Origin of the sequence: Pedobacter cryoconitis (genome assembly GCF_003259615.1) — a bacterium.
GTDB classification, from domain to species: Bacteria; Bacteroidota; Bacteroidia; order Sphingobacteriales; family Sphingobacteriaceae; genus Pedobacter; species Pedobacter cryoconitis.
The window spans coordinates 156417-178455 of record NZ_QLLR01000004.1 but is presented as its reverse complement, the minus strand read 5'-3'; the positions used below and the strand labels follow the sequence as shown (position 1 = coordinate 178455).

Here is a 22039-nt window from a genome sequence, read left to right as displayed (position 1 = left end):
ATAAATGAACAGGATCGTTGTTTTATGCGGTATGCTATTCCTGACCCTATCGTCAGTTGCCCAGCGGCTGCCCGTTTCGGCCAGGGATAGTATACGCATTAAACAACTTTTTTTTGCGGGTTTGAGTGATAAGCTCAAAGAGAACTACGTAAGGAGCAATGAGAACTTTACGAAAATAACAGCTATCGATGCTGGTAGTGCCGCTGCCTGGTATGAGATCGCTTTGCTGAACTTCAGACAAAATAAAATGCCTGAAGCTGAAACAGCCATCACAACGGCAGTGAATATTGACAAGAATAATCCGTGGTACTGGAAGTTGATGGCCGAGCTTTATAAGAGTACCGGGAGTATGGACCGCCTGATCCCGGTTTTTGATCAGCTGATCCGGCTTGCTCCGGAACAGCAGAGCTACCAGTTTGACCGTGCCAATGCAATTGCTATCTCCGGGAGAAAGGAGGAGGCGCTGGCCGCTTATGCACTGGTAGAAAAGAAATTTGGCCCTTCAGAAGCGCTCACCAGAGCACGTCAGCGGATAATCGGCGGGCCGGCGGAGGTGGTTGCGCCTGCAAATGCAAATGCAACCGAGGCGATGGCAGCAGCTACGCTGTTCCTCTCTCAAAAGAAATTTATGGCAGCCTCCAGAGTATTAGAAAATATTGCCGGCACACATCAGGATGATCCGCTGTTCCTGGCGCTTTATGGAGACGTTTTATATGAAACAGGAAATTTGCCAGCTGCATTGGAGCATTATAAAAAGGCATTGAAATTGACGGACCAGTTGTATGGGGTTTGGGAAAAAGTACTCAATATTTCCATTCTGATGGGACAATATAAGCAGATGATCGGGGTTGGTGAAGCTGCGCTGGCGGTCTATCCCAACCAGGCTATTTTATATTATTACATGGCCTTCGCCCTGCACCGGGAGGATCAGAATAAAGAGGCACTGGAACATATTAAGTCTGCGATGGCACTGGATGGGGAAAATAAGGAGCTTCAGGCACTGATTTCCGCGTTGCAGGCAGAGATATTAATTGATCAGGGGAAAGTGTCGGCGGCAGATCAGGCTTTTGAGAAAGCAGTAAGCCTGGACCCGCAGAATTTTCTGATTATGAACAATTATGCGTACTACCTGGCGTTAAGGAATGAAAACCTGGATAAGGCAGAAGGATTGATCGCTGTTGCCGCCAATGCACTGCCAAGGGATGCTTCTGTGGCGGATACTTACGCGTTTATCTTACTGAAAAAGGGAAAATATGAGCTGGCCAAAACATGGATAGAGAAATCCCTTCAGCATAATGAAGCTGAAAATAGCGTGTATCTGGAGCATTATGGGGATATTTTATTCCATACCGGAACGCCGGACGAGGCATTGATACAATGGAAGAAATCCAGGGATGCAGGCAATGATTCGCCGCTGTTAAAACGAAAAATAAATGAGAAGAAGTACCTTACGAAATAGTCTGCTGGTTCTTTTGCTGTTAAGCACTGTACTGGCGTGTAAGACCAAAAAAGTTATTGTTAAAACTCCGGATACTGCCGTAGTGCCTGTGGCTAACCGCAAGAAGGCGGAAAACCTGGTGTTGCTGAAAGGAAAAGATATTCCTTTTAATACCTTAGCGATGAAAGGGAAAGTGAACCTGGATATGAATGGGAACGTCAACAATGTGAACATCACAATCAGGATTCAGAAGGATCAGAAAATATGGGCCAGCGTAACAGCCATTGCAGGAATTGAAGTTGCCAGGGCATTGATTACACCGGATAGCGTCCTTTTACGTAACAATTTACAGTCACTGGCGGTTAAAAAGCCTTTCAGCTATTTGAACAGTTTTACCAATAAACAGGTGACTTTCAAAATGCTGCAAGCTATACTGACGGGAAATACGATTGCCGAATTTACAAATGATCAGGCGGAACTGAATTCCAGCGGGGGCGTGTTTACTGCCAGCGGAACGCAGGGGGAACTGGCCTTCAGGGTCTTGTTTAATACGCTGCTGAAGACGGGTGAGCTGAATATGAACGAGGTGAGGGCAGCGAAAGCGCTGAAGGTTGTTTATTCGGATTATCAGCAGGTAACGGACGCTTTATTTCCTTCGGTGATTAAAATCAATTCTGTGTCAGGGGCTAAGAAAACCAATCTGGCTTTTGACTTTTCAAAAATAGAACGCAATGTTCAACTGGATTATCCGTTCACTCTTCCTAAAAGGTTTGAGATAATAAACTAATTTTTTTTATACTTTTGATGCAATGAAGCTACACAAATTACTTTTATTTCTTCTTTTTATCGCGTTTGCGCCGGCAGCCTTTGCCCAGAGCAGCTCTCAGTTAAAGCGGAAGAAGGAAGCCATCCAGCGTGAGATTGAACTTTTACAGAAAAACCTGAATAAGGCAGCTCAGGGTAAGAAGCTTACTTTAAGTGAGATACGTGCGTTAAGTACGAAAATTAGCTTGATGCAAAGTAAAATCACGGTTATCAACTCAGAAATAAAAAATCTGGACAATGAGATCCATGAGAATAAAAACACCGTACATTCATTGCAGGGTCAGCTGGCACAGCTTAAAAAAGAATATGCCGGAATGATCAGGTTTGCACAGCGCAATAGAAATTCATACGATAAGATGATGTTTATTTTTGCGGCACGTGATTTTAACCAGGCTTATAAAAGAATAAAATATTTACAGCAGTTTGGACAGTACCGTAAAAAACAAGCGGACTACATCCAGGGAACTGAAAAGAACCTGAACTATAAAATTGTAGTACTGGATAAAAGCTTAAAGGCAAAGAGCAGTTTATTAAAGGAACAGGAAAGTGAGCAGGGAAAGCTGGCTAAGAATAAAAATGAACAGGCTACTGTACTGAACCAGTTCAGCAAACAGGAAAAACAATTTGGCCGGGATATAGCCAAAAGAAAAAAACAACAGGCAGCAATTGACCGCGAGATCAGAAATGCGATCAACAGGGAAATTGCTTTAGCCAGAAAAAGAGCGGAAGAAGAGGCAAGGATTGCCGCAGCGAAAGCAAAAGCAGAAAGTAAACCTGCTCCGGCAGAGAAACCAAAACCAAAAAGTGGTAACTATCTGACGGCAACGCCGGAGGCAGCAAGGTTATCTGCAGGATTTGAAACCAACAGAGGACGTTTACCTTGGCCAGTGGCTTCAGGATCGATCACTGAAGGTTTTGGAAGACATACTGAAGGTCAGGCCGGGTATACCAATGACGGGGTAAATATTATGACCAGTGAGGGCGCTACGGTCCGTGCTGTATTTGGTGGAGAAGTGTTATTTGTAACGGTAATCCAGGGGATTTATGTAGTTGCTATACGTCATGGGGAGTATTTCACGATTTATCAGAATCTGAAATCACCAAGTGTATCCAAAGGAGAAAAAGTAGAAACCCGCCAGAGTATTGGTACGGTAGCGACAACTTCTGATGGGGCGGTACTGCATTTTGAAATTATGAGGGGACAGGCAAAACTGAATCCTGAGGCATGGATTGCAAAATAAATTAACGGGGCATTTTCATAGCGGATCGCTAGTGTATCAGTTTAATGACATTAGAAAGCCATTAGAACTGCAAGAAAATACAAAAGGTGCGCATGAAAAATGTTTATATTTGTTAGTCTAATAATTTAATTGATATGTATACTGGAGTAGTATTAGAATTTTTAAATATGGGTGGCAGCGAAATTATGCTGATCCTGGCCGTAGTACTGTTGTTATTCGGGGGTAAAAAATTACCGGAACTCGCAAGAGGATTAGGAAAAGGAATCAGGGATTTTAAAGATGCCTCAGAAGGAGTGAAACGCGAAATTCACCGCAATATCAACGCGATGGACATCGATGATGAAATCAAGGCAACAGATGCTGCTTACCCGGTAAGTGGAACAGCAGCGTATGATGCAAATAACGCTGTTCATGTTGATCCGTCAGCACCTACAGCAACAGTTGCTGAAACACCTGTAGCAGCGGAAGCGCACGTAGCACCTGTCGCAGAAGTACATGTTACGCCTGCAGCAACAGAAATACATGTAACACCTGCAGCAGCACACGTTACGCCTGTGGTGGAAACACATGTTACACCTGTAGCGGAAACGCCAGCGGCAGAAACACACGCATCAACAGCACCATCAGAAATAGAAAAAAACAAAATTTAACTCAATAACCATGTTAAACACAACAATATTAGCAGCACTGGGTACACCAGAGATCATTATTATTTTGGTAGTTGTTTTGCTGCTTTTTGGCGGTAAGAAAATTCCAGAACTAATGCGTGGACTTGGTAAAGGCGTTAAAGAATTCAAAGACGGTAAAGACGGCGCAGATAATGATCACGTTGATTCCAACAGCACCCATAAACCACAATAGGTTTAGTTGAATTTTTAATCCTTATTAGACCTGGTATAATTGAAGAAGTATAACTCTCTATCAGAGATACAAACGCTTATTGCACAAAAAAAGCTTGTTCTCCCTGATTTACTCGACTATTATTTTACGCAAATAGAAACACAGCAACACCTCAATGTATTCAATGAGGTGTTTGTCGATTCTGCGAAAAAGCAGGCAGTCAGCGTTCAGCAAAAAATAGACAAGGGTACTGCCGGTAAGCTGGCGGGCATGGTGATTGGTATCAAGGATAATATCCTGTATAAAGATCATATCACAACTGCCTCTTCAAAAATGCTCGAAGGATTTATTTCTCCTTATTCTTCTACGGTCGTTATACGGCTGCTTCAGGAAGATGCAATTATCATCGGCAGAACAAACTGTGATGAATTTGCCATGGGAGGTTCCAATGAAACATCTTATTACGGCACTGTACGAAATGCCGCAGATACAGAAAGAGTAGCTGGTGGTTCCTCGGGAGGTTCTGCTGTCGCTGTACAAGCCGATATGTGCCTGTCTGCGCTGGGTACCGATACAGGTGGTTCAGTCCGTCAGCCTGCCGCATTTTGTGGTTGCTATGGATTAAAACCAACCTATGGACGTATTTCAAGATATGGTGTCATTGCCTATGCCTCTTCTTTTGATCAGGTAGGGCCAATTACTTCCTCGGTCAGCGATGCGGCCTTACTTTTAGAAGTACTCGCTGGTGCTGATGAAAATGACAGTACAGTATCCCGCATACCTGTTCCGGATTACCTGGCTGCACTGGATGATACTTCTCCAAAGAAGATTGCCGTGCTCAAAGAAACCCTGGAAAGTGAAGCGCTTGATCCGGATATTAAAGCTGCAATTCTGCAAGCTATCGATCAGTTTAAAGCAGAAGGACATACCATTGAGTATGTATCTTTCGATTTGCTCGACTATCTGGTTCCTGCTTATTATGTATTAACAGCTGCAGAAGCTTCTTCTAACCTTTCCAGATATGACGGGGTACATTATGGATACCGTAATCTGCAGGCAGAGAATCTGAATAGCTTATACAAGAAATCCAGAGCTGAAGGTTTTGGGGAAGAAGTGAAAAGAAGGATTTTACTGGGTACTTTTGTACTGAGCTCGGGATATTATGATGCTTACTACCAGAAAGCACAGCAGGTAAGACGTTTGATCAGAGATAAAATTGAAGCCTTACTGGTTGATTTTGATGTGATCCTGACACCTGTTGCACCTACACCGCCATTTAAAATAGGTGAAAATATACAAGATCCGCTGGTGATGTATATGGCTGATATTTTTACCGTACTGGCTTCGCTGACAGGGGTTCCGGCAATAGCTATCCCTCTGGGCAATAATAAGCTAGGTTTACCGTTAAGTCTACAGTTAATGGGTAAACACTTTGAAGAAGGGGCGTTACTTTCCCTGTCCAAAAGTTTTACTTATTTAAGCTCCACCTAAATCATAAACCAAAAATTACAATTGCAGCATTGCAAGGACCGCCTATGAAAAGAAATGTACTTATCCTCTCATTTTGTGTATTTATCCTTGCAGCTTTTAACAGCAGCGCGCAGCAAAAGATCAACAAGCTGGATTCTATTTCTCCGATCAGCTTCCTTTCTACTACTTATACTGGTGATACCACCGCAGTACCCGAAGTTTTAGAAAACCCGCTATTTTACAATTACAATTTCACTTATAAAAAACGTCTGGACTCTATCCAAAAAGAGATCCCGTTGACATATAATGAATCCGTTCAGCGTTATATCGACATCTACAGCGCCAGAAAAGATATGATGGGCAAAATGCTGGGCCTTTCTGAATATTACTTCCCGATTTTTGAAAATGCACTGAAAGCTTATGATGTTCCTATGGAACTTAAGTTTTTGCCGATCATAGAATCTTCGATGAATTCACATGCGATTTCCAGAGTTGGTGCAACAGGTTTATGGCAGTTTATGTTTTCTACAGCCAAAGATTATGGACTGGGCATGGACAATTTCGTGGATGAACGTAAAGATCCTATCCAGGCGAGTTACGCTGCGGCAGCTTATTTCAAGGATGCGTACAAGAACTTAGGTGACTGGTTGCTGGCTATTGCGGCTTACAACTGCGGAACAGGAAATGTAAACAGGGCGATTGCGAAAGCACATTCAAGAGATTTCTGGGCAATCAGACCTTTTTTACCACAAGAAACACGCAATTATGTGCCTGCTTTTATTGCAGCAATCTATGTGATGAACTGCCCGGATAAACACCAGATTAAAGCGCAGAAATCACTGTTTGCCATTAAAACGGATACCATACAGGTGAACCGTTTTGTTTCTTTGCCAGAACTGGCGGAAGCATTGGCGATGGAAGAAAGCGATCTGTGTACTTTGAACCCTTCGTATAAAAAGAAAATAGTGAACGGGTCAGAGGATCAGCCCAAGAGAATTATTGTGCCCAAAGTAAGCCTTGCAAATTTTGCAGGTATTTATGAAGTACTGAACAACAATGTCGTAGAAACCAGTACGCGGGTTATCCTGGCCTCAAATGATGACCGGAGACTGCATAAAAAACATAAAGAAGCTGCTCAGAGCAGTGCCCAGGTCAGATACCACAAAGTTGGTGCAGGCCAGAATTTAATTGCAATTGCTAATCAATATAATGTTGAAGTGCAGGACCTGCGCGTATGGAATAAACTGAAAGGGAGTACTATCGTTCCCGGGCAGCGTTTAATAGTTGCGCAGAAATCAGCTCACACCCGTGAAACTGAAGCCAGATCAGGCAAAAAATATATCTCTTATAAAGCTAAGGGAAAATCCGGATCAAGAATAACAGACAGGCTGTAAAATCGGCTTTGTTCTTTTTGTTCATTCCTTGTTGAGGTATCTTTTTACTAAAATATTTCTCCATATTCGTTTTGTGCATTTTTTTTGAAAATCACTGTTAACCCTATTTAATTTTGCTTTTTGGCGGGTTTAAATGGCTTGTACGCAAGTTTTAAACCTGCGTTAAATTTATGTAGACCGATGTGTTTTTATTTTAGTGCGTATTAAAAGAATTGTAACTTTGAATCTTTTATCCAAAACAAACGTATGAGCAAAATTAACAGGAAGCAAGATGCATTAGATTACCATTCACAAGGCCGGCCGGGCAAGATAGAAGTCATTCCTACCAAACCGACCAATTCACAAAGAGACTTAGCATTGGCTTATTCCCCAGGGGTAGCCGAACCTTGTTTAAGAATTGCTGAAAATACTGAAGATGTTTATAAATACACTGCTAAAGGTAACCTGGTTGCAGTAATTAGTAATGGAACAGCTGTTCTGGGGCTTGGTAATATTGGCCCGGAAGCCTCTAAACCAGTGATGGAAGGTAAAGGTTTGCTGTTTAAAATATTCGCTGATATTGATGTTTTTGACCTGGAACTCGACACCACGAATGTGGACGATTTCGTCAAGATCGTTAAAGCGCTTGAACCTACTTTCGGGGGTGTTAACCTGGAAGATATTAAAGCACCAGAATGTTTTGAAATTGAACGCCGTCTTAAAGAGGTAATGAACATTCCGGTGATGCACGACGATCAGCATGGAACGGCAATTATTTCTGCTGCAGCATTATTGAACGCCTGCGAACTGCAAAAGAAAAAAATAGAGAAGATTAAAATTGTGGTTAACGGTGCGGGTGCAGCTGCTATATCCTGCAGCCGGCTGTATATTTCCTTAGGGGCCAAAAAAGAAAACCTGGTGATGTGTGACCGCTCGGGCGTGATCCGTAATACCAGGGAAAACCTCGATCCGACGAAAGCTGAATTTGCAACTGCAAGAAACCTTTCGACGCTTGCAGAAGCATTGAAAGATGCAGATGTATTTATTGGTTTGTCATCGGCCGACTGTGTCACAGCAGACATGTTAAAGTCAATGGCGCGCAATCCGATTGTGTTTGCGATGGCTAACCCTAATCCGGAAATTGCTTATGAACTGGCTATTGGTTCCCGCAAAGACTTAATTATGGCTACTGGCCGTTCTGATTATCCTAACCAGGTGAACAATGTATTGGGTTTCCCTTATATATTCAGAGGTGCATTAGACGTAAGGGCTACAGGGATCAACGAGCCAATGAAAATTGCAGCGGTACGTGCGATTGCTGAACTGGCTAAAAAATCTGTTCCTGAAGCCGTTAATATGGCTTATAACGAAAGAAATATAAAATTTGGTAAGGAGTATATCATTCCAAAACCAATGGACTCCCGTTTAATTACCAACGTTTCGATTGCGGTAGCAAAAGCAGCGATTGATTCTGGTATTGCCCGTAAAATCATTACAGACTGGGATGCTTATGCAGAAGAATTAAAACAAAGAATTGGCGGGGATGATGCAATCATGCGTGCCATCACCAATAAAGCTAAATCTGATCCTAAACGTGTTGTTTTTGCCGAGGCCGATAATTATAAGATTTTAAAGGCCGCACAAATTGTGAAGGATGAGAACATCGCTATTCCTATTTTACTGGGAAATAAAGAGGTGATTCAACAGATTATCGCAGAAACGGCACTGGATCTGGAAGGTGTATTGATTATCGATCCTCTTCAGGACCCTGAACGTATGGCGAGGTATTCAGAATCGCTTTATCAGAAAAGACAACGTAAAGGGGTTACGCTTTTTGAAGCCACTAAATTAATGCGGAACAGGAACTACTTTGGTTCCTCGATGGTAGAATTCGGAGAGGCTGATGCAATGATTTCCGGGTTGACAAGAAACTACGCTTCAACGATCAAACCGGCATTGCAGATTATCGGAACGGCACCCGGGGTAAACAGAGTTGCAGGGATGTATATGATGATGACCAAAAAAGGGCCTGTTTTCTTTGGCGACACCACTGTAAATGTTGATCCTACAGTACAGGAACTGGTTGATCTGACCTTATTATTGGAGCGCGCGGTAGCTAAATTTAATATACAACCAAGAATTGCTTTACTTTCTTATTCTAACTTTGGGTCGAATGATGGTGTCGTTCCTCAAAAAGTAAGACAGGCAGTAAAAATATTACACGATAAACATCCTGAGATTTTAGTAGATGGAGAAATGCAGGCTAATTTTGCAATTAGCAATTCTTTGTTAAAAGATAACTTTCCTTTTAGTAGATTAGCAGAAAGCCCGGCAAATACGCTGATTTTCCCAAACTTGGAGTCGGGAAATATTGCCTATAAACTGCTGCAGGAATTAGGAGAAACGGAAGCTGTAGGCCCGATATTATTAGGCTTAAAAAAACCAGTACATGTAGTACAGCTCGGAAGTTCAGTGCGTGAAATTGTGAATATGGTAACGATCGCAGTATTGGATGTACAGGGTAAACAAGCAGGCGAGAAGCCTAAAAAAACAGGATTATTAAAAAAAACGAGTAAAGTATAAAATATTATGTTTGATTATATTGATGGCAGACTGACTTTTAAATGTCCTGCTTATATTGTGGTAGAGGCGGGTGGTATAGGATACCACATCAATATATCATTGAATACTTATAGCAGTCTGGGCACTGCTGAGCGCTGTAAAATCTATGTATGGCTGCATGTGAAAGAAGATGCACATACCTTATATGGATTTATAGATGAAGGAGAACGCCGGTTATTTTTACACCTGATTTCAGTTTCTGGTATCGGGCCGAATACCGGGCGCATGATGCTCTCTTCTATTACACCAGCCGAAATTCAAACTGCTATAGTGAATGCTGATTTACCTTTGATACAACGTATCAAAGGTATTGGCGCGAAGGGTGCACAGCGCATAGTTTTAGAGCTGCAGGATAAATTGAAAAAAGAAGGTACCGGGTCGTTAATTGCCGCGCCTTTAAACCATACGGTCAGAGAAGAGGCATTATCAGCCTTAACGATGCTTGGATTTGCAAAAGCGCCAGCGGAGAAAGCAATAGATAACGCAATCAAAAATGGCGGACTGGATTTAACTGTTGAACAGATGATTAAAATAGCTTTAAAGAACTTATAATAAAAAAATACCTACAATAAATTTCGAGCCTTTGAGAAACACTTTTACTTTAATCATTTTATTGATTTTTTCCCTTTGGGGACAACAAGCTTTCTCGCAGATAAATCAGGAGGACCGTTATCAGGATACCACCAGAAACAACTTTGGGCTGAAAGAAAAACAACGTCTGGGTATCCGTCAGCCATTTAATTCATTTACGCCGCAACCAGATAATATCAAAAGAGAGGTAGAGTTTGATGCGGCCAATAAACGTTATATCATCAGGGAAAGAATAGGGGGGAGGTTTTTTGGTCCTCCTCAATTCCTGACTATAGAGGAATACCAGCGCCTGGTCAATTCTGAAATGAAAAGAGATAACTGGCGCACGATTTCCAATGCAGAAGCAGATGAAATCAGAAGAACAGGTGTTATTCCGAGCCTGACAGTCAACAACCCGGCATTTGAAAAGATATTTGGCGGCAATCAAATTAGTATCCAGCCACGGGGCGAAGCAGAGCTTACCTTTTTAGGACGGATAAACAAGAACGAAAACCCGCTGTTCAATGAACAGCAAAGGGTACAGAGCAATTTCGATTTCAACCAGCGGATTCAGATGGACCTGGTTGGTAATATCGGAACGAAATTGAAACTGAACATGAACTACAATACCGAAGCGCAGTTTGATTTTGAGAATCAGATCAAGCTGGATTATACGGGCGGGGAAGATGACATCATCAAGAAAATTGAAGCGGGTAACGTAAGTTTACCCTTAAGCACTTCGCTGATTACGGGTACACAGGCACTGTTCGGGATTAAGACCCAATTGCAATTCGGGAAACTGAATGTGACTACTGTGTTTACCCAGCAGAAATCACAGTCCAGAGAATTGCAGATCAGTAATGGGGCGCAGCACAATGATTTCCGGATAACCGGTGATAGTTATGAAGCCAACAAACATTATTTCCTGGCCAAATTCTTCAGGGATAATTACAATAAGGCGATGGCGAATGCACCTAATTTGTTATCGGGTGTAAATATCACGAAGGTGGAGGTCTGGATTACCAATAAAACTGGAAATACACAAGATTCAAGGGACATTTTAGGTTTGATGGATCTTGGAGAGAATCAGCCTTATAACGCCATGTTCACTGGTGGCCCCGCTTTTTCACAGGCACCGTCTGGCTTCGCGCTTCAGGGGATAAGACAATCCAACGATATGTTGACTAAATTACCTGCGGGTGCAAGGTTTACGAATTCGAATGATGTAATTTCTTACTTCCAGGCCAACAAAGGAACAGATAACTACGCCAAGCTGACTTATGCGCGTAAGCTTGCAGACCGGGAATATACTTTCCATTCTCAATTGGGGTATATCTCGTTAAACAATGCTTTGAATTCAGATGAAGTACTGGCGGTAGTTTTCCGCTATACTTACAATGGGGTAGAGTACCAGGTGGGTGAATTTTCTACTGATGTGCCTTTTGATCCGAATACGCCAAAAGTGTTATTCGCAAAATTACTGAAGAACGAGACGACCAAAACCAATCTTCCGACCTGGAACCTGATGATGAAAAACATCTATTCTATTGGGGGTTATCAGATCAGTCAGCAGAATTTTAAACTGGACATCTTCCGTTTGGATAATGATAGTGGTATTGAGAGACCGGTCATGTCTGAAGGGGTCAATACTACAAACAAGCTGTGGATTAACTTAACCGGTCTGGACAGGTTAAATCAGCAGAATGACCGTAAGCCGGATGGGGTATTTGACTTCCTGGCAGAAGATAAACCTTTTTCAAACCCGACTAACTCTGCCATGCCTCCTCCTATAGGTAATATTGGCGGAACCGCAGGAACTGGCGGGACAGGCAGCAACAACGGGCTTGGGGCATTTTCTACGAATATGAGTAAAGGTTATATTACGATTGATCCTTTAAACGGACGTATTATATTCCCGGTGGTTGAGCCTTTCGGTAGAGATCTGGCAATACAGTTTAACCCCGGAGAGCAGAACCTGATTGATAAATATACTTATACTGCTTTGTATGACTCTACGAAAGTAGTGGCGCAGCAACTTTTTACCAAACAAAACAGGTACATCATTAAAGGGGGCTATCAGTCTCAGGTGGCTTCAGAATTCAGTCTGAACTCCATCAACGTTCCGGAAGGATCTGTGAAAGTATTTTCCGGAACTATTCCTTTGCAGGAAGGTGTCGATTTTACAGTGGATTACCAGGGTGGAAGAGTAAGTATCATCAATACCGGGGTGTTACTTTCTGGTCAGGCGATCAGGATTACAACGGAAAACAATGAGTTATTCGGTTTACAGCAGCGTTCGCTGTTTGGGACCAGGCTGGATTATAAAGTGAATAACAAGCTGAATTTAGGGGCAACTTACATGAACCTTTCAGAGAAGCCGCTTACGCCAAAAGTTAATATCGGAGAAGAGCCGATCTCGAATACCATCTGGGGAATGGATTTGAATTACAGTACTTCTTCCCGGTTCCTGACTAAAATGGTGGATAAGCTGCCTTTCATTTCTACGAAAGCACCTTCAAAGTTCTCTTTCTCGGGAGAGTTTGCCCAGCTGGTTCCCGGACATCCAAGTGCCATCAATAGTTTAGGGGATAAAGGCGGTACAAGTTACCTGGATGATTTTGAGGCTTCACGTTCGGTGATTGATTTAAAAAGTGCAGTTGCCTGGCAGATTTCTGGTACGCCACAGCTTTTTCAGGAAGCGGCGTTAACCAATGATCTTGCTTATGGGTACAATAGAGCAAGACTTGCTTTCTATAATATTGATCCTACATTTTATAACAGAACGGCCTCGAATATTCCTGCAAACTTAAGGAACAACAAAACCGAGTTATCCAATCACTTCGTGAGGGAAATTATTGAGCAGGAAGTTTTTCCTTTCAAAGAAACGCCGACAGGACAAGCGGTTTCTTTGCCAACACTGAATGTGGCTTTTTATCCGACTAAACGCGGACCTTACAATTATACACCTACTGGTTTTAACAATAATGGTGATTTAATGAATCCTAAATCACGTTGGGGTGGAATGTTCAGGAAAATTGAAACCAATGATTTCCAGGCTTTAAATGTTGAATATATAGAACTGTGGGTGATGGACCCAAATATTTACAACACGAATTCCGGAGGTGGGGATTTATATTTTAACATTGGTAATATCTCTGAGGATATTCTGAAAGACGGCAGGAAGTCATTGGAGAATGGACTGCCTCCTGATGGAGATCCGACCAAGTTCGATGAAACGAACTGGGGCAGAGTGCCTAAGTTACAACCCGTAGTGCAGGCTTTTGATAATGATCCAGCTTCACGTAAAGCACAGGATGTAGGTTTAGACGGGTTAGGAGATAACGATGAGAAGACCAAATTTGCGCCTGTTTTGAGTCAGATCGTTCCCCGGTTAAGTCCGGCAGCAGCCAGCGAAATGCAGGGTGACCCGAGTTCGGATAACTATGCGTATTTCAGGGGTCCGCAGCTGGATCAGGAGAATGCAGGTATCCTGAAGCGTTATGAGAAATACAACGGAACAGATGGAAACTCAAAGACCTCTCAGCAATCGCTGGAAGATTTAGGAATTGACAATTCTGCGTCTACTTCTTTGCCAGATGGGGAAGATGTAAACAGGGATAACAACATGACCCAGTCGGATGAGTATTTCCAGTACAAAGTGTCGATGCGTAAAGGGGACCTGGAAGTTGGAAAGAACTACGTAACCGATGCGGTGACTTCACAGGTGAAATTGGCCAACGGACAAACACAACCGGTTACCTGGTATCAGATCCGTATTCCTTTGGCAGATTATCAGCAGAAAGTAGGGAATATCCAGGATTTTAAATCGATCCGTTTCTTCAGGATGTTCCTGACCAACTTTTCGGACACAACGATCTTAAGGTTCGCTAAAATTCAACTCGTTAGAGGGGAGTGGAGAAAATATAACGACCAGAATATCGGGACACAGTTAATCACTGACCCTGGATTAAACAATACGGTTACACCAGATAATTCAACAATTGAGGTGAGTACGGTAAATATTGAGGAGAATGGAAAACGTACCCCTATTCCTTATGTTGTGCCGCCGGGAATTCAAAGAGAGCTGGATTTCAATAACTACAGGACCAATACAAGACTAAACGAACAATCTCTTTCTTTTATTGTGCGGAACCTGCGTGATGGTTATGGCCGTGCAACTTTCAAGACTGCACTTAACGATTTCAGGTCTTACAAAAGGTTGGAAATGTTTGTCCATCTGGAGGCTTTAGGAAATACCGTAGTTAACAATGGCGACCTGAGTGCGTTTATCAGGATCGGATCAGATAACCAGGATAACTATTATGAGTATTCACAGCCTTTGGTGGTTACCCAGCCGAATACAAGCGATCCATATGCGATCTGGCCGGATGCCAATAAAATAGATATACAACTGTCGCTGTTCCAGGATATTAAACTGGCACGTAACCGGGCTACCATGGCTAATGGGGCAATCTGGGATATTACCAAACCTTTCTCTTATGTGATAGATGGTAAAACGGTAACTATTAAAGGGCAGCCTGATATGAGCCAGGTTAAGGTATACATGCTTGGGGTGAAAAATCCATTAAAGCTGGCTTCGAACCCTGGCGGGGATGACGGACTGGAAAAAAGCGGGCAGATCTGGTTTAATGAGCTGAGGTTAACTGAATTTGATGAACGTGGCGGATGGGCAGCGGCAGCAAGAATGAATGCGCAGCTGGCTGATTTTGCGGAAGTTAATGTTTCAGGAAGTAAGTCTACTATTGGTTTTGGTTCACTGGACAAAAGAGTGAGCGAAAGAAACAGGTCTGACAATACCTCTTTTGATATTTCATCGAGTATGGAATTGGGTAAGTTCTTTCCTAAGAAATCGGGGATCAAGATTCCAACTTACATCAGTTACTCTAAGCAGGTAAGTACGCCTCAGTATGATCCGAGGATGCCGGATATAGAGCTGAAGACTTCCTTAAAAGGAGCGTCTGCAGAAGAGCGGAAAACTATCCTGGAATATTCACAGGATTATACCACACGTAACAGTATTAACTTTACCAATGTCCACAAAGAGCGGACAAATATGAACAAAGCGCCTAAGCTTTGGGATGTAGAAAACTTTAGCGGAACCTACTCTTATACGAAGATCCTGCACCACGATTTTATCAATGAGAGTTCTATACAGAAAACCTATTTCGGTTCCCTTGCTTATAATTACTCGGGACAGTCAAAGAACTACAGACCATTTGATAAACTGATCAAGTCGAACTTGCTGACGATTTTAAAGGATATTAATATCAGTCCAATGCCAACAGCGATCAATTTCAGGGTTGATGTGAACCGTTATTATTCTGAGAACAGTTTGCGGAACAATGATCCGGGAAATTCAATACCTATTAATACAACTTTCAATAAAAACTTCCTGATCACGCGGGTATATGCGATTTCGTGGAACCTGACCAAATCACTTACCCTGGATTTTGATGCGACAAATTATTCCATCATTGATGAGCCGGAGGGTAGAATCAATGGGCTGAAACGCGATACGGTCTGGCAGAATTTGCTTAGGTTGGGACGTACTACAGACTATAGCCACAACATGAATATTACCTATGCGCTGCCGATCAATAAGATCCCGGGGCTGGACTGGATTAATGTGGCGACAAGATATGGTACGAATTTCACCTGGAACACGGAACCGCTTTCTACTTTGAGAGATCCGCTGATCAACCTGGGAAATACGATTCAGAATGCAAGGACTATCCAGATCAATCCGACTTTTAACTTCACGAGTTTATACAATAAGTTCGGTTTCTTAAAGCGGGCGAAAAATGCAGACGGGGGGCCTGGAATTCTGCTTGGGTTGTTAACGAGTATTAAAAATATCAATGCTGCTTATACGCAGACCAAGGGGATATTCCTGCCCGGCTATACACCGACAACAGATTACTTTGGAATTGACAAGTTTTCCGGAGCACCGGGATGGGGATTTGTATTCGGTAGTCAGCGTGACATCCGGGACATGGCGATGAGAAATAATTGGCTTACACACGATACGCTGCAGACTCAATTGTATATCAATACGATGAGAGAGGACTTAAGTATTACGAGTGTGATTGAGCCTTTCCGCGATTTCAGGATTACCCTGACCGCGAATAAAAACAGGACGATGAATTATTCAAGTAATTTCAGGTATGACAATACCAGCCAGGCTTTCCGTAACCTGAGCCCGTCTACAACTGGTGATTATAGTATTTCATTTATCTCTTTGGGAACTGCCTTTTCTGAGAATCCAGGCAGTACAGTTTCCAAGCTGTTCAATCAGTTTATGGCAAACAGGTCAGTTATTTCTGAGCGTTTAGGTGGGATCAATACGAATTCCCGTGGGATCTCGGGCGGCTTTGCTGATGGGTATGATAAAAACTCACAGGATGTGCTGATCTCTGCGTTCATGGCTGCCTACACTGGCAAGGATGCTTCTAAGGTAAGTTTGAACTCTCTCCCTAAGATACCTCTGCCAAACTGGCGCATCAATTATGGTGGGTTAACACGGTGGGACTTTTTGGGTGATTACTTCAAGTCGATTGATTTAAGACATTCCTATCGCTCGATATATAGTGTGAACGGATTTAATACACTGGCCCGTTACCAGGAAACTGATGGATACGTGAGCAGCAGGGATGACAACCAGAATTTCCTTCCTTTCTATCAGTATTCACAGGTAACCATTGCAGAACAATTTGCACCACTGATTGGAATTGATACCCGTTTGAAAAATAACCTGACTGCTAATTTTGAGATGGGCAGAACGCGGTTATTGGGTCTGAGTTTAGCGAATAGTCAGCTGGCACAGTTGTCGGAGAACAATATGGTCTTTGGTTTGGGGTATCGTACTACGAAGTTCAGGTTCCCTTTTGGCTTGTTCAAACAAATGAAAATGGATAACAATATGGACTTCAAGCTGGACATTTCTATCCGGGATAACAAGACTGTGATTTACAGGGCTGATGTGTCTGCGGCAGAAATTTCTTCGGGTGCTAAAAATATTACCTACAGACCAAGCGTTGACTATATATTGAACCAGCGTTTTAACATTAAGCTTTTCTATGATTCGAACATTACCAAGCCGTATACTTCGCAATCGTTCAATACTTCATTCAGCAATTTTGGATTTAGTTTGAGGATCACACTTAATTAGGGAAACTACGAGCATGTTTAAACTTCATCTGATAATTTGTTTATGCTTATTTTTAGCTGCAACTTCGTCCTATTCATTTCCGGTAGGAAGGCTACCAGAAATAAATAGGACTCGTTTCGCTTAAAAATAAGCTGTAAACAATTTTATCATCTAAATTTAAACAAGCTCTAACGTTTTGTATAAAGTATATATTAATTACCTTTGAGCAATCAAATCGAATAAAAAATGAATTTTCCATCAGAACTAAAGTACACTAAAGACCACGAATGGGTTAGAGTTGAAGGTAATGAAGCCTTTATTGGTATAACTGATTTCGCACAACGCGAGTTAGGTGACATCGTTTATATCGATGTGAATACTGTAGGTGAGGAAGTAGGTAAGGATGAGGTTTTCGGTAGCGTTGAAGCTGTTAAGACTGTATCTGACTTATTTATGCCGGTTACTGCTACTGTATTAGAAATTAATGCTGCATTAAACGATAGCCCGGAATTAGTGAATTCTGATCCTTATGGACAAGGCTGGATGGTTAAAGTAACTTTAAGTGATGCTGCCCAGGTAGCTGAATTATTGGATGCTGCTGCATACCAGGCTTTAGTGGGTGCTTAAAAATGAATAAATTCAAAGTATTCTTACATCAGCGCCTGGCCCTTTTATGGACGGTGTTTATCTTGATTCTTTGTACCATGAAAATGCCTGATTCCGTTGGTGAATCAGGCTTTTTCTTTACAGGGTTTGATAAGATGGTACATCTGGGTTTTTTCTTCGTCCTGACTATTTTACTGTTTTACGGTGAAACGAAAAGTCAGCGCAGACATAATTTCGGAATCTTAACTATCTTTAAGATCCTGATGCTCACCTTTGCTTTAGGTGGTTTTATTGAGCTGATCCAGTTTAAGTTTTTCACTTACCGTTCTGCGGAGTGGTGGGATCTTGGCAGTGATATGATTGGTGTATTTATGGCAATATTTGCATATGTGTTATTAAATAAATCTAACTATGAAAAGGAAAGCTAGTATTTTGTTTTTGTTGGCCATAGGACTGCTGAGCAGCTGCCGTATTTTTAAACCAGGTTGCCATTGCCCGAAAGTTAGCTATTCGGTTCCTGCGGCGCAGAAAAACAAGCTGAATTCTTAGGTATTCTACCTGTTATTAAAACATTTTATCAGCCCCTTAAGCTGAATAAACGGATGTATTTAAAATATTACCCGGTTTTTAATAAATAAAAACAAACCATTTACCTTTCTTAGAGTCAGACAAGGATATAATTGAAAATATCAAGCTTTTTCCATGACGACTTTTACTAAAAATCTCCTGCTGATTGTATTCCTCCTTTTCAGCTTTTCTTCGTATGCTCAATTAAAAAACGGCTCCGTTAGCGGAAAGGTCGTCAATGCGAAAGACCGTTTTCCTGTAGACTATGCTTCTGTAGCAGTCAAAAGCCTGAAAGATTCCAGTGTGGCTGGTGTGATCAATACAGAAACTGATGGTTCTTTTGTACTCAAAGGACTTGCTCCGGGGCCTTACAGACTTACGGTAGCTTATCTCGGTTTAAATAATGTGAATAAAGAGTTTACTGTTTCTGCTGCTTCACCTGTTGTCAATTTAGGGACACTGGCGATGGAGAATACGGGGCTGAATTTAAATACAGTAGTGATTAAAGGGGTAGTAACCCCGGTAGTGGTCAAAACTGATACGGTAGAGTATAGTGCGGGTGCTTATAAGGTAAGGGAGAATGCTGTTGTGGAGGATGTACTGAAGAAGTTGCCTGGTGTTGATGTAGCCAAGGATGGTTCTATCAAAGCACAGGGAGAGACTATTACGCGTGTTCGTGTGGATGGTAAAGATTTCTTTGGAAATGATCCTTTATTAGCGACCAAGAATTTGCCTGCTGATATGATTGATAAGATCCAGGTAATTGATTTGCTGTCGGATCAGGCCCAGTTTACGGGTGTGGATGATGGAAACAGGGAGAAAATTATTAACATCACGACCAAAAAGGATAAGAAGAATGGTTATTTCGGAAATTCAAGTGTTGGTTATGGTACGGATGATCGTTATGATGTGAACCTGAATGTGAATAAGTTTAATAAGGAGCAGCAGTTCTCTGTGATCGGCCAGTTCAACAATGTCAACAAGCAGAACTTTGGCGGCGGTGGCGGCCTGGGTAATGGTGGTGGCGGAGGAGGAGGCGGTGGCGGTGGTCGTTTTAGTGCGGCATCTGGTGCTCCGCCACAAGGGATCACGAATACGAATGCTTTCGGGATTAACTTTGCTGATGTTTATACGGACCAGACTAAGATTACTGCGAGTTATTTTTTCAATAAGACTTCTTTGTTTAATGAGCAGACCAGTTCAAGAGAGAATTTGTTAGGGGATAGCAGGACGCTGTTTAATCAGAATCTGACGAGCAATACGGATAGTAAAAATCACCGTTTTAACTTTTTAATAGATACGAAGATTGATTCAACCATGTCAATCCGTGTACAGCCTAGTGTTACTTATACAGAAACGGGATTGGCTCAGCATACTAATTATGTGAATACTTATGATAAGTATCAGACAGTGGGTACGCAGGGTTATAATACCAATTCTACGTCTCCGGTAATTGGTAACAATATTTTATTGAGGAAGAAGTTCGCTAAAAAGGGACGAACTTTATCTTTGAATATCAATACGAGTATCAATGATAATGACTCCAAAATATATAATGATATTAACAATGTAACTACGCAGAGTGATTCTGTAAGCAATTCAGTGATTAACCAGCTGAACAACCAGAATTCACATTCGATCACGAATACTTCAAGATTGGTTTATACGGAGCCGATTTCCAAAACACTGAACCTGGAGGTGAATTATCAGAATACTTATAGTTTTAACAATAGTGAGCGTTTCAATTATAACTTTAACCCGGTAACTTCTCAGTATGATATACCTGATCTGACTTACACGAATACTTATGAGAATAAGACGCTGACTAATGCGGTTGGGGCAAGTTTGAATAAGAATACAGAGAAGTTAAATTGGAATATAGGAGTGGGGGTACAGAATACGGACAGGAGAAATGAGAATCTGACTACTGGTAATATTATCAATCAGAATTTTTATAATATCGTGCCTACGGCGCAATTGCGTTATAAATTCAGCAAGAGCAAAAGGTTAGTGATCAGATACCGCGGAAATACGCAGCAGCCTTCAATTACTCAGATTCAGCCTATTCCTGACAATACGAATGCGCAGAGTATTCCAATTGGTAATCCAGGTTTGAAGCCTTCTTTCACGAATAACCTGACTGTGTTGTATAATAATTTCGACTTCGCAAAGTTTCGTTCGCTGTTTATCTTTGCGAACATCAGCCAGACTTTTAATGCTTTTGGAAATGATAGCAGATTGATTGATGCGCCTTCTGATCCTAATTTTGGTAAGCTTGCGGTTGTTCCTGTCAATGTGAATGGGGTTTATCAGGGGACTTTGGGTTCTTCTCTGGGCTTACCTATTATCAAGGAGAATAAGTTGAATTTGAATATAGATTTAGGGGGTACTTATGCAAGAGGGGTCAATTTCACGAATTCTCTGCAGAACATTACGAATGATCTTTCGATTACCAATAAATACAGGTTGGTTTCTTCTATGGATAAACTGGACCTGACTGCAAGTGTAGCGGGATCTGTTAACCGTGCTACTTATTCTGCTCAGCCTGCTGCAAATACTACTTATTATACGCTGAACCCGGCAATTGATGTGAGTTATATGTTTCCTGGAAATATTCGCCTTGCGGTGAATGTGGATTATTTCCAGAATACGGGTAGAGGGCAGGAGTACAATACTAATTTTACGATCATGAATGGGTATATCAGTAAGCAGTTTTTCAAAAACAGGGGAACGTTTAAGGTTGCTGTAAATGATGCGCTGAATCAGAATCAGGGAATTTCAAGAACTTCCAGCAATAACACAATTACCGATTTAAGGTATAATGTGCTGAAAAGATATTATATGTTCTCGTTTACTTATTCGTTAAGCAGAATGGGCGGGAAAACTATGCAGAATGATGTGCCAATGCCGGGTATGGGCGGGGGTAGTGGAAGAGGTTATGGTAGAAGAAGTGGGGGGGATATGTAATATTAAAAAAAACAAACATACTATGTTCGGCCGACATTGCCTTCGCCTGAAGGGGCTCGGAACGCATGTCCTCACATTAGTATATTTGTTTTTTTTTAATTCCAACCGGTTGGGGAACTTAATGGGGTATCCCCACGAATTGTATTTATTTTTGGAGAAATAAGGATTATTAATGACAGAACTCTTGTTAGTTACTATTTGATAGGCTTGAAGGGTTACTCCATGGATAGTATTGATTATACTGAGCTGACTTACTAAGTAATAAATCGCTTTGTATGATTATGCTTGATAATTAAGCAGGTAATTATTTTGCTAAAACAATTTATTGAATGAATAGACAATATTCTGCGTA

At 41.7% G+C, this 22039-nt stretch carries 13 protein-coding genes; all 13 read left to right on the top strand.

The window, feature by feature from the left end; all coding sequences use genetic code 11:
• The first annotated feature begins 4 nt into the window (after positions 1 to 4).
• The 13 genes from LY11_RS07200 to LY11_RS07140 all read left to right on the top strand — a co-directional run bounded on the left by LY11_RS07200 (position 5) and on the right by LY11_RS07140 (position 21687).
• A complete protein-coding gene (locus LY11_RS07200) occupies positions 5 to 1459 on the top strand; it encodes a tetratricopeptide repeat protein (RefSeq protein ID WP_111633036.1) in 1455 nt (484 codons plus the stop codon).
• On the top strand, positions 1434 to 2225 hold the full coding sequence (locus LY11_RS07195; RefSeq protein ID WP_111633035.1) for a DUF4292 domain-containing protein: 792 nt from the start codon (positions 1434 to 1436) through the stop codon (positions 2223 to 2225). The genes LY11_RS07200 and LY11_RS07195 overlap by 26 nt, the downstream gene beginning before the upstream one ends.
• 22 nt (positions 2226 to 2247) lie before the next feature.
• The gene (locus LY11_RS07190) at positions 2248 to 3504 is read left to right on the top strand and encodes a murein hydrolase activator EnvC family protein (protein ID WP_111633034.1); all 1257 of its coding nucleotides are present in this window, start codon (positions 2248 to 2250) and stop codon (positions 3502 to 3504) included.
• A gap of 134 nt (positions 3505 to 3638) precedes the next feature.
• The gene (tatA, locus tag LY11_RS27040) at positions 3639 to 4154 is read left to right on the top strand and encodes a twin-arginine translocase TatA/TatE family subunit (RefSeq protein ID WP_245952642.1); all 516 of its coding nucleotides are present in this window, start codon (positions 3639 to 3641) and stop codon (positions 4152 to 4154) included.
• Between the two features lie 10 nt (positions 4155 to 4164).
• A complete protein-coding gene (gene tatA, locus LY11_RS07180) occupies positions 4165 to 4365 on the top strand; it encodes a twin-arginine translocase TatA/TatE family subunit (protein ID WP_111633033.1) in 201 nt (66 codons plus the stop codon).
• 39 nt (positions 4366 to 4404) lie between these two features.
• Positions 4405 to 5835 (top strand): Asp-tRNA(Asn)/Glu-tRNA(Gln) amidotransferase subunit GatA, encoded by a 1431-nt coding sequence (gatA, locus tag LY11_RS07175; protein WP_111633032.1) that lies wholly within the window; start codon positions 4405 to 4407, stop codon positions 5833 to 5835.
• Positions 5836 to 5879: 44 nt separating this feature from the next.
• Complete coding sequence (locus LY11_RS07170) at positions 5880 to 7208, top strand: lytic transglycosylase domain-containing protein (RefSeq protein ID WP_111633031.1); 1329 nt, start codon at positions 5880 to 5882, stop codon at positions 7206 to 7208.
• A 246-nt stretch (positions 7209 to 7454) separates the two neighbouring features.
• A complete protein-coding gene (locus tag LY11_RS07165; protein WP_111633030.1) occupies positions 7455 to 9770 on the top strand; it encodes an NADP-dependent malic enzyme in 2316 nt (771 codons plus the stop codon).
• A gap of 6 nt (positions 9771 to 9776) precedes the next feature.
• On the top strand, positions 9777 to 10361 hold the full coding sequence (gene ruvA / locus LY11_RS07160; protein WP_111633029.1) for a Holliday junction branch migration protein RuvA: 585 nt from the start codon (positions 9777 to 9779) through the stop codon (positions 10359 to 10361).
• Positions 10362 to 10392: 31 nt separating this feature from the next.
• Positions 10393 to 17568: a T9SS outer membrane translocon Sov/SprA gene (sov, locus tag LY11_RS07155; RefSeq protein WP_111633028.1), complete on the top strand. Its 7176-nt coding sequence runs from the start codon at positions 10393 to 10395 to the stop codon at positions 17566 to 17568.
• A 225-nt stretch (positions 17569 to 17793) separates the two neighbouring features.
• The gene (gene gcvH, locus LY11_RS07150) at positions 17794 to 18174 is read left to right on the top strand and encodes a glycine cleavage system protein GcvH (RefSeq protein ID WP_111633027.1); all 381 of its coding nucleotides are present in this window, start codon (positions 17794 to 17796) and stop codon (positions 18172 to 18174) included.
• Between the two features lie 2 nt (positions 18175 to 18176).
• Positions 18177 to 18581 (top strand): VanZ family protein, encoded by a 405-nt coding sequence (locus tag LY11_RS07145; RefSeq protein ID WP_111633026.1) that lies wholly within the window; start codon positions 18177 to 18179, stop codon positions 18579 to 18581.
• Positions 18582 to 18855: 274 nt separating this feature from the next.
• Complete coding sequence (locus LY11_RS07140) at positions 18856 to 21687, top strand: outer membrane beta-barrel family protein (protein ID WP_111633025.1); 2832 nt, start codon at positions 18856 to 18858, stop codon at positions 21685 to 21687.
• Positions 21688 to 22039 lie beyond the last annotated feature (352 nt).

Excerpts from the sequence above, each read along its gene's own strand:
- LY11_RS07190 (WP_111633034.1), top strand. The coding sequence starts at position 2,248 with ATGAAGCTACACAAATTACTTTTATTTCTTCTTTTTATCGCGTTTGCG.
- LY11_RS07140 (WP_111633025.1), top strand. The coding sequence starts at position 18,856 with ATGACGACTTTTACTAAAAATCTCCTGCTGATTGTATTCCTCCTTTTC.
- LY11_RS07195 (WP_111633035.1), top strand. The coding sequence starts at position 1,434 with ATGAGAAGAAGTACCTTACGAAATAGTCTGCTGGTTCTTTTGCTGTTA.
- tatA (WP_245952642.1), top strand. The coding sequence starts at position 3,639 with ATGTATACTGGAGTAGTATTAGAATTTTTAAATATGGGTGGCAGCGAA.
- LY11_RS07200 (WP_111633036.1), top strand. The coding sequence starts at position 5 with ATGAACAGGATCGTTGTTTTATGCGGTATGCTATTCCTGACCCTATCG.
- tatA (WP_111633033.1), top strand. The coding sequence starts at position 4,165 with ATGTTAAACACAACAATATTAGCAGCACTGGGTACACCAGAGATCATT.
- ruvA (WP_111633029.1), top strand. The coding sequence starts at position 9,777 with ATGTTTGATTATATTGATGGCAGACTGACTTTTAAATGTCCTGCTTAT.
- LY11_RS07145 (WP_111633026.1), top strand. The coding sequence starts at position 18,177 with ATGAATAAATTCAAAGTATTCTTACATCAGCGCCTGGCCCTTTTATGG.
- LY11_RS07165 (WP_111633030.1), top strand. The coding sequence starts at position 7,455 with ATGAGCAAAATTAACAGGAAGCAAGATGCATTAGATTACCATTCACAA.
- gcvH (WP_111633027.1), top strand. The coding sequence starts at position 17,794 with ATGAATTTTCCATCAGAACTAAAGTACACTAAAGACCACGAATGGGTT.
- LY11_RS07170 (WP_111633031.1), top strand. The coding sequence starts at position 5,880 with ATGAAAAGAAATGTACTTATCCTCTCATTTTGTGTATTTATCCTTGCA.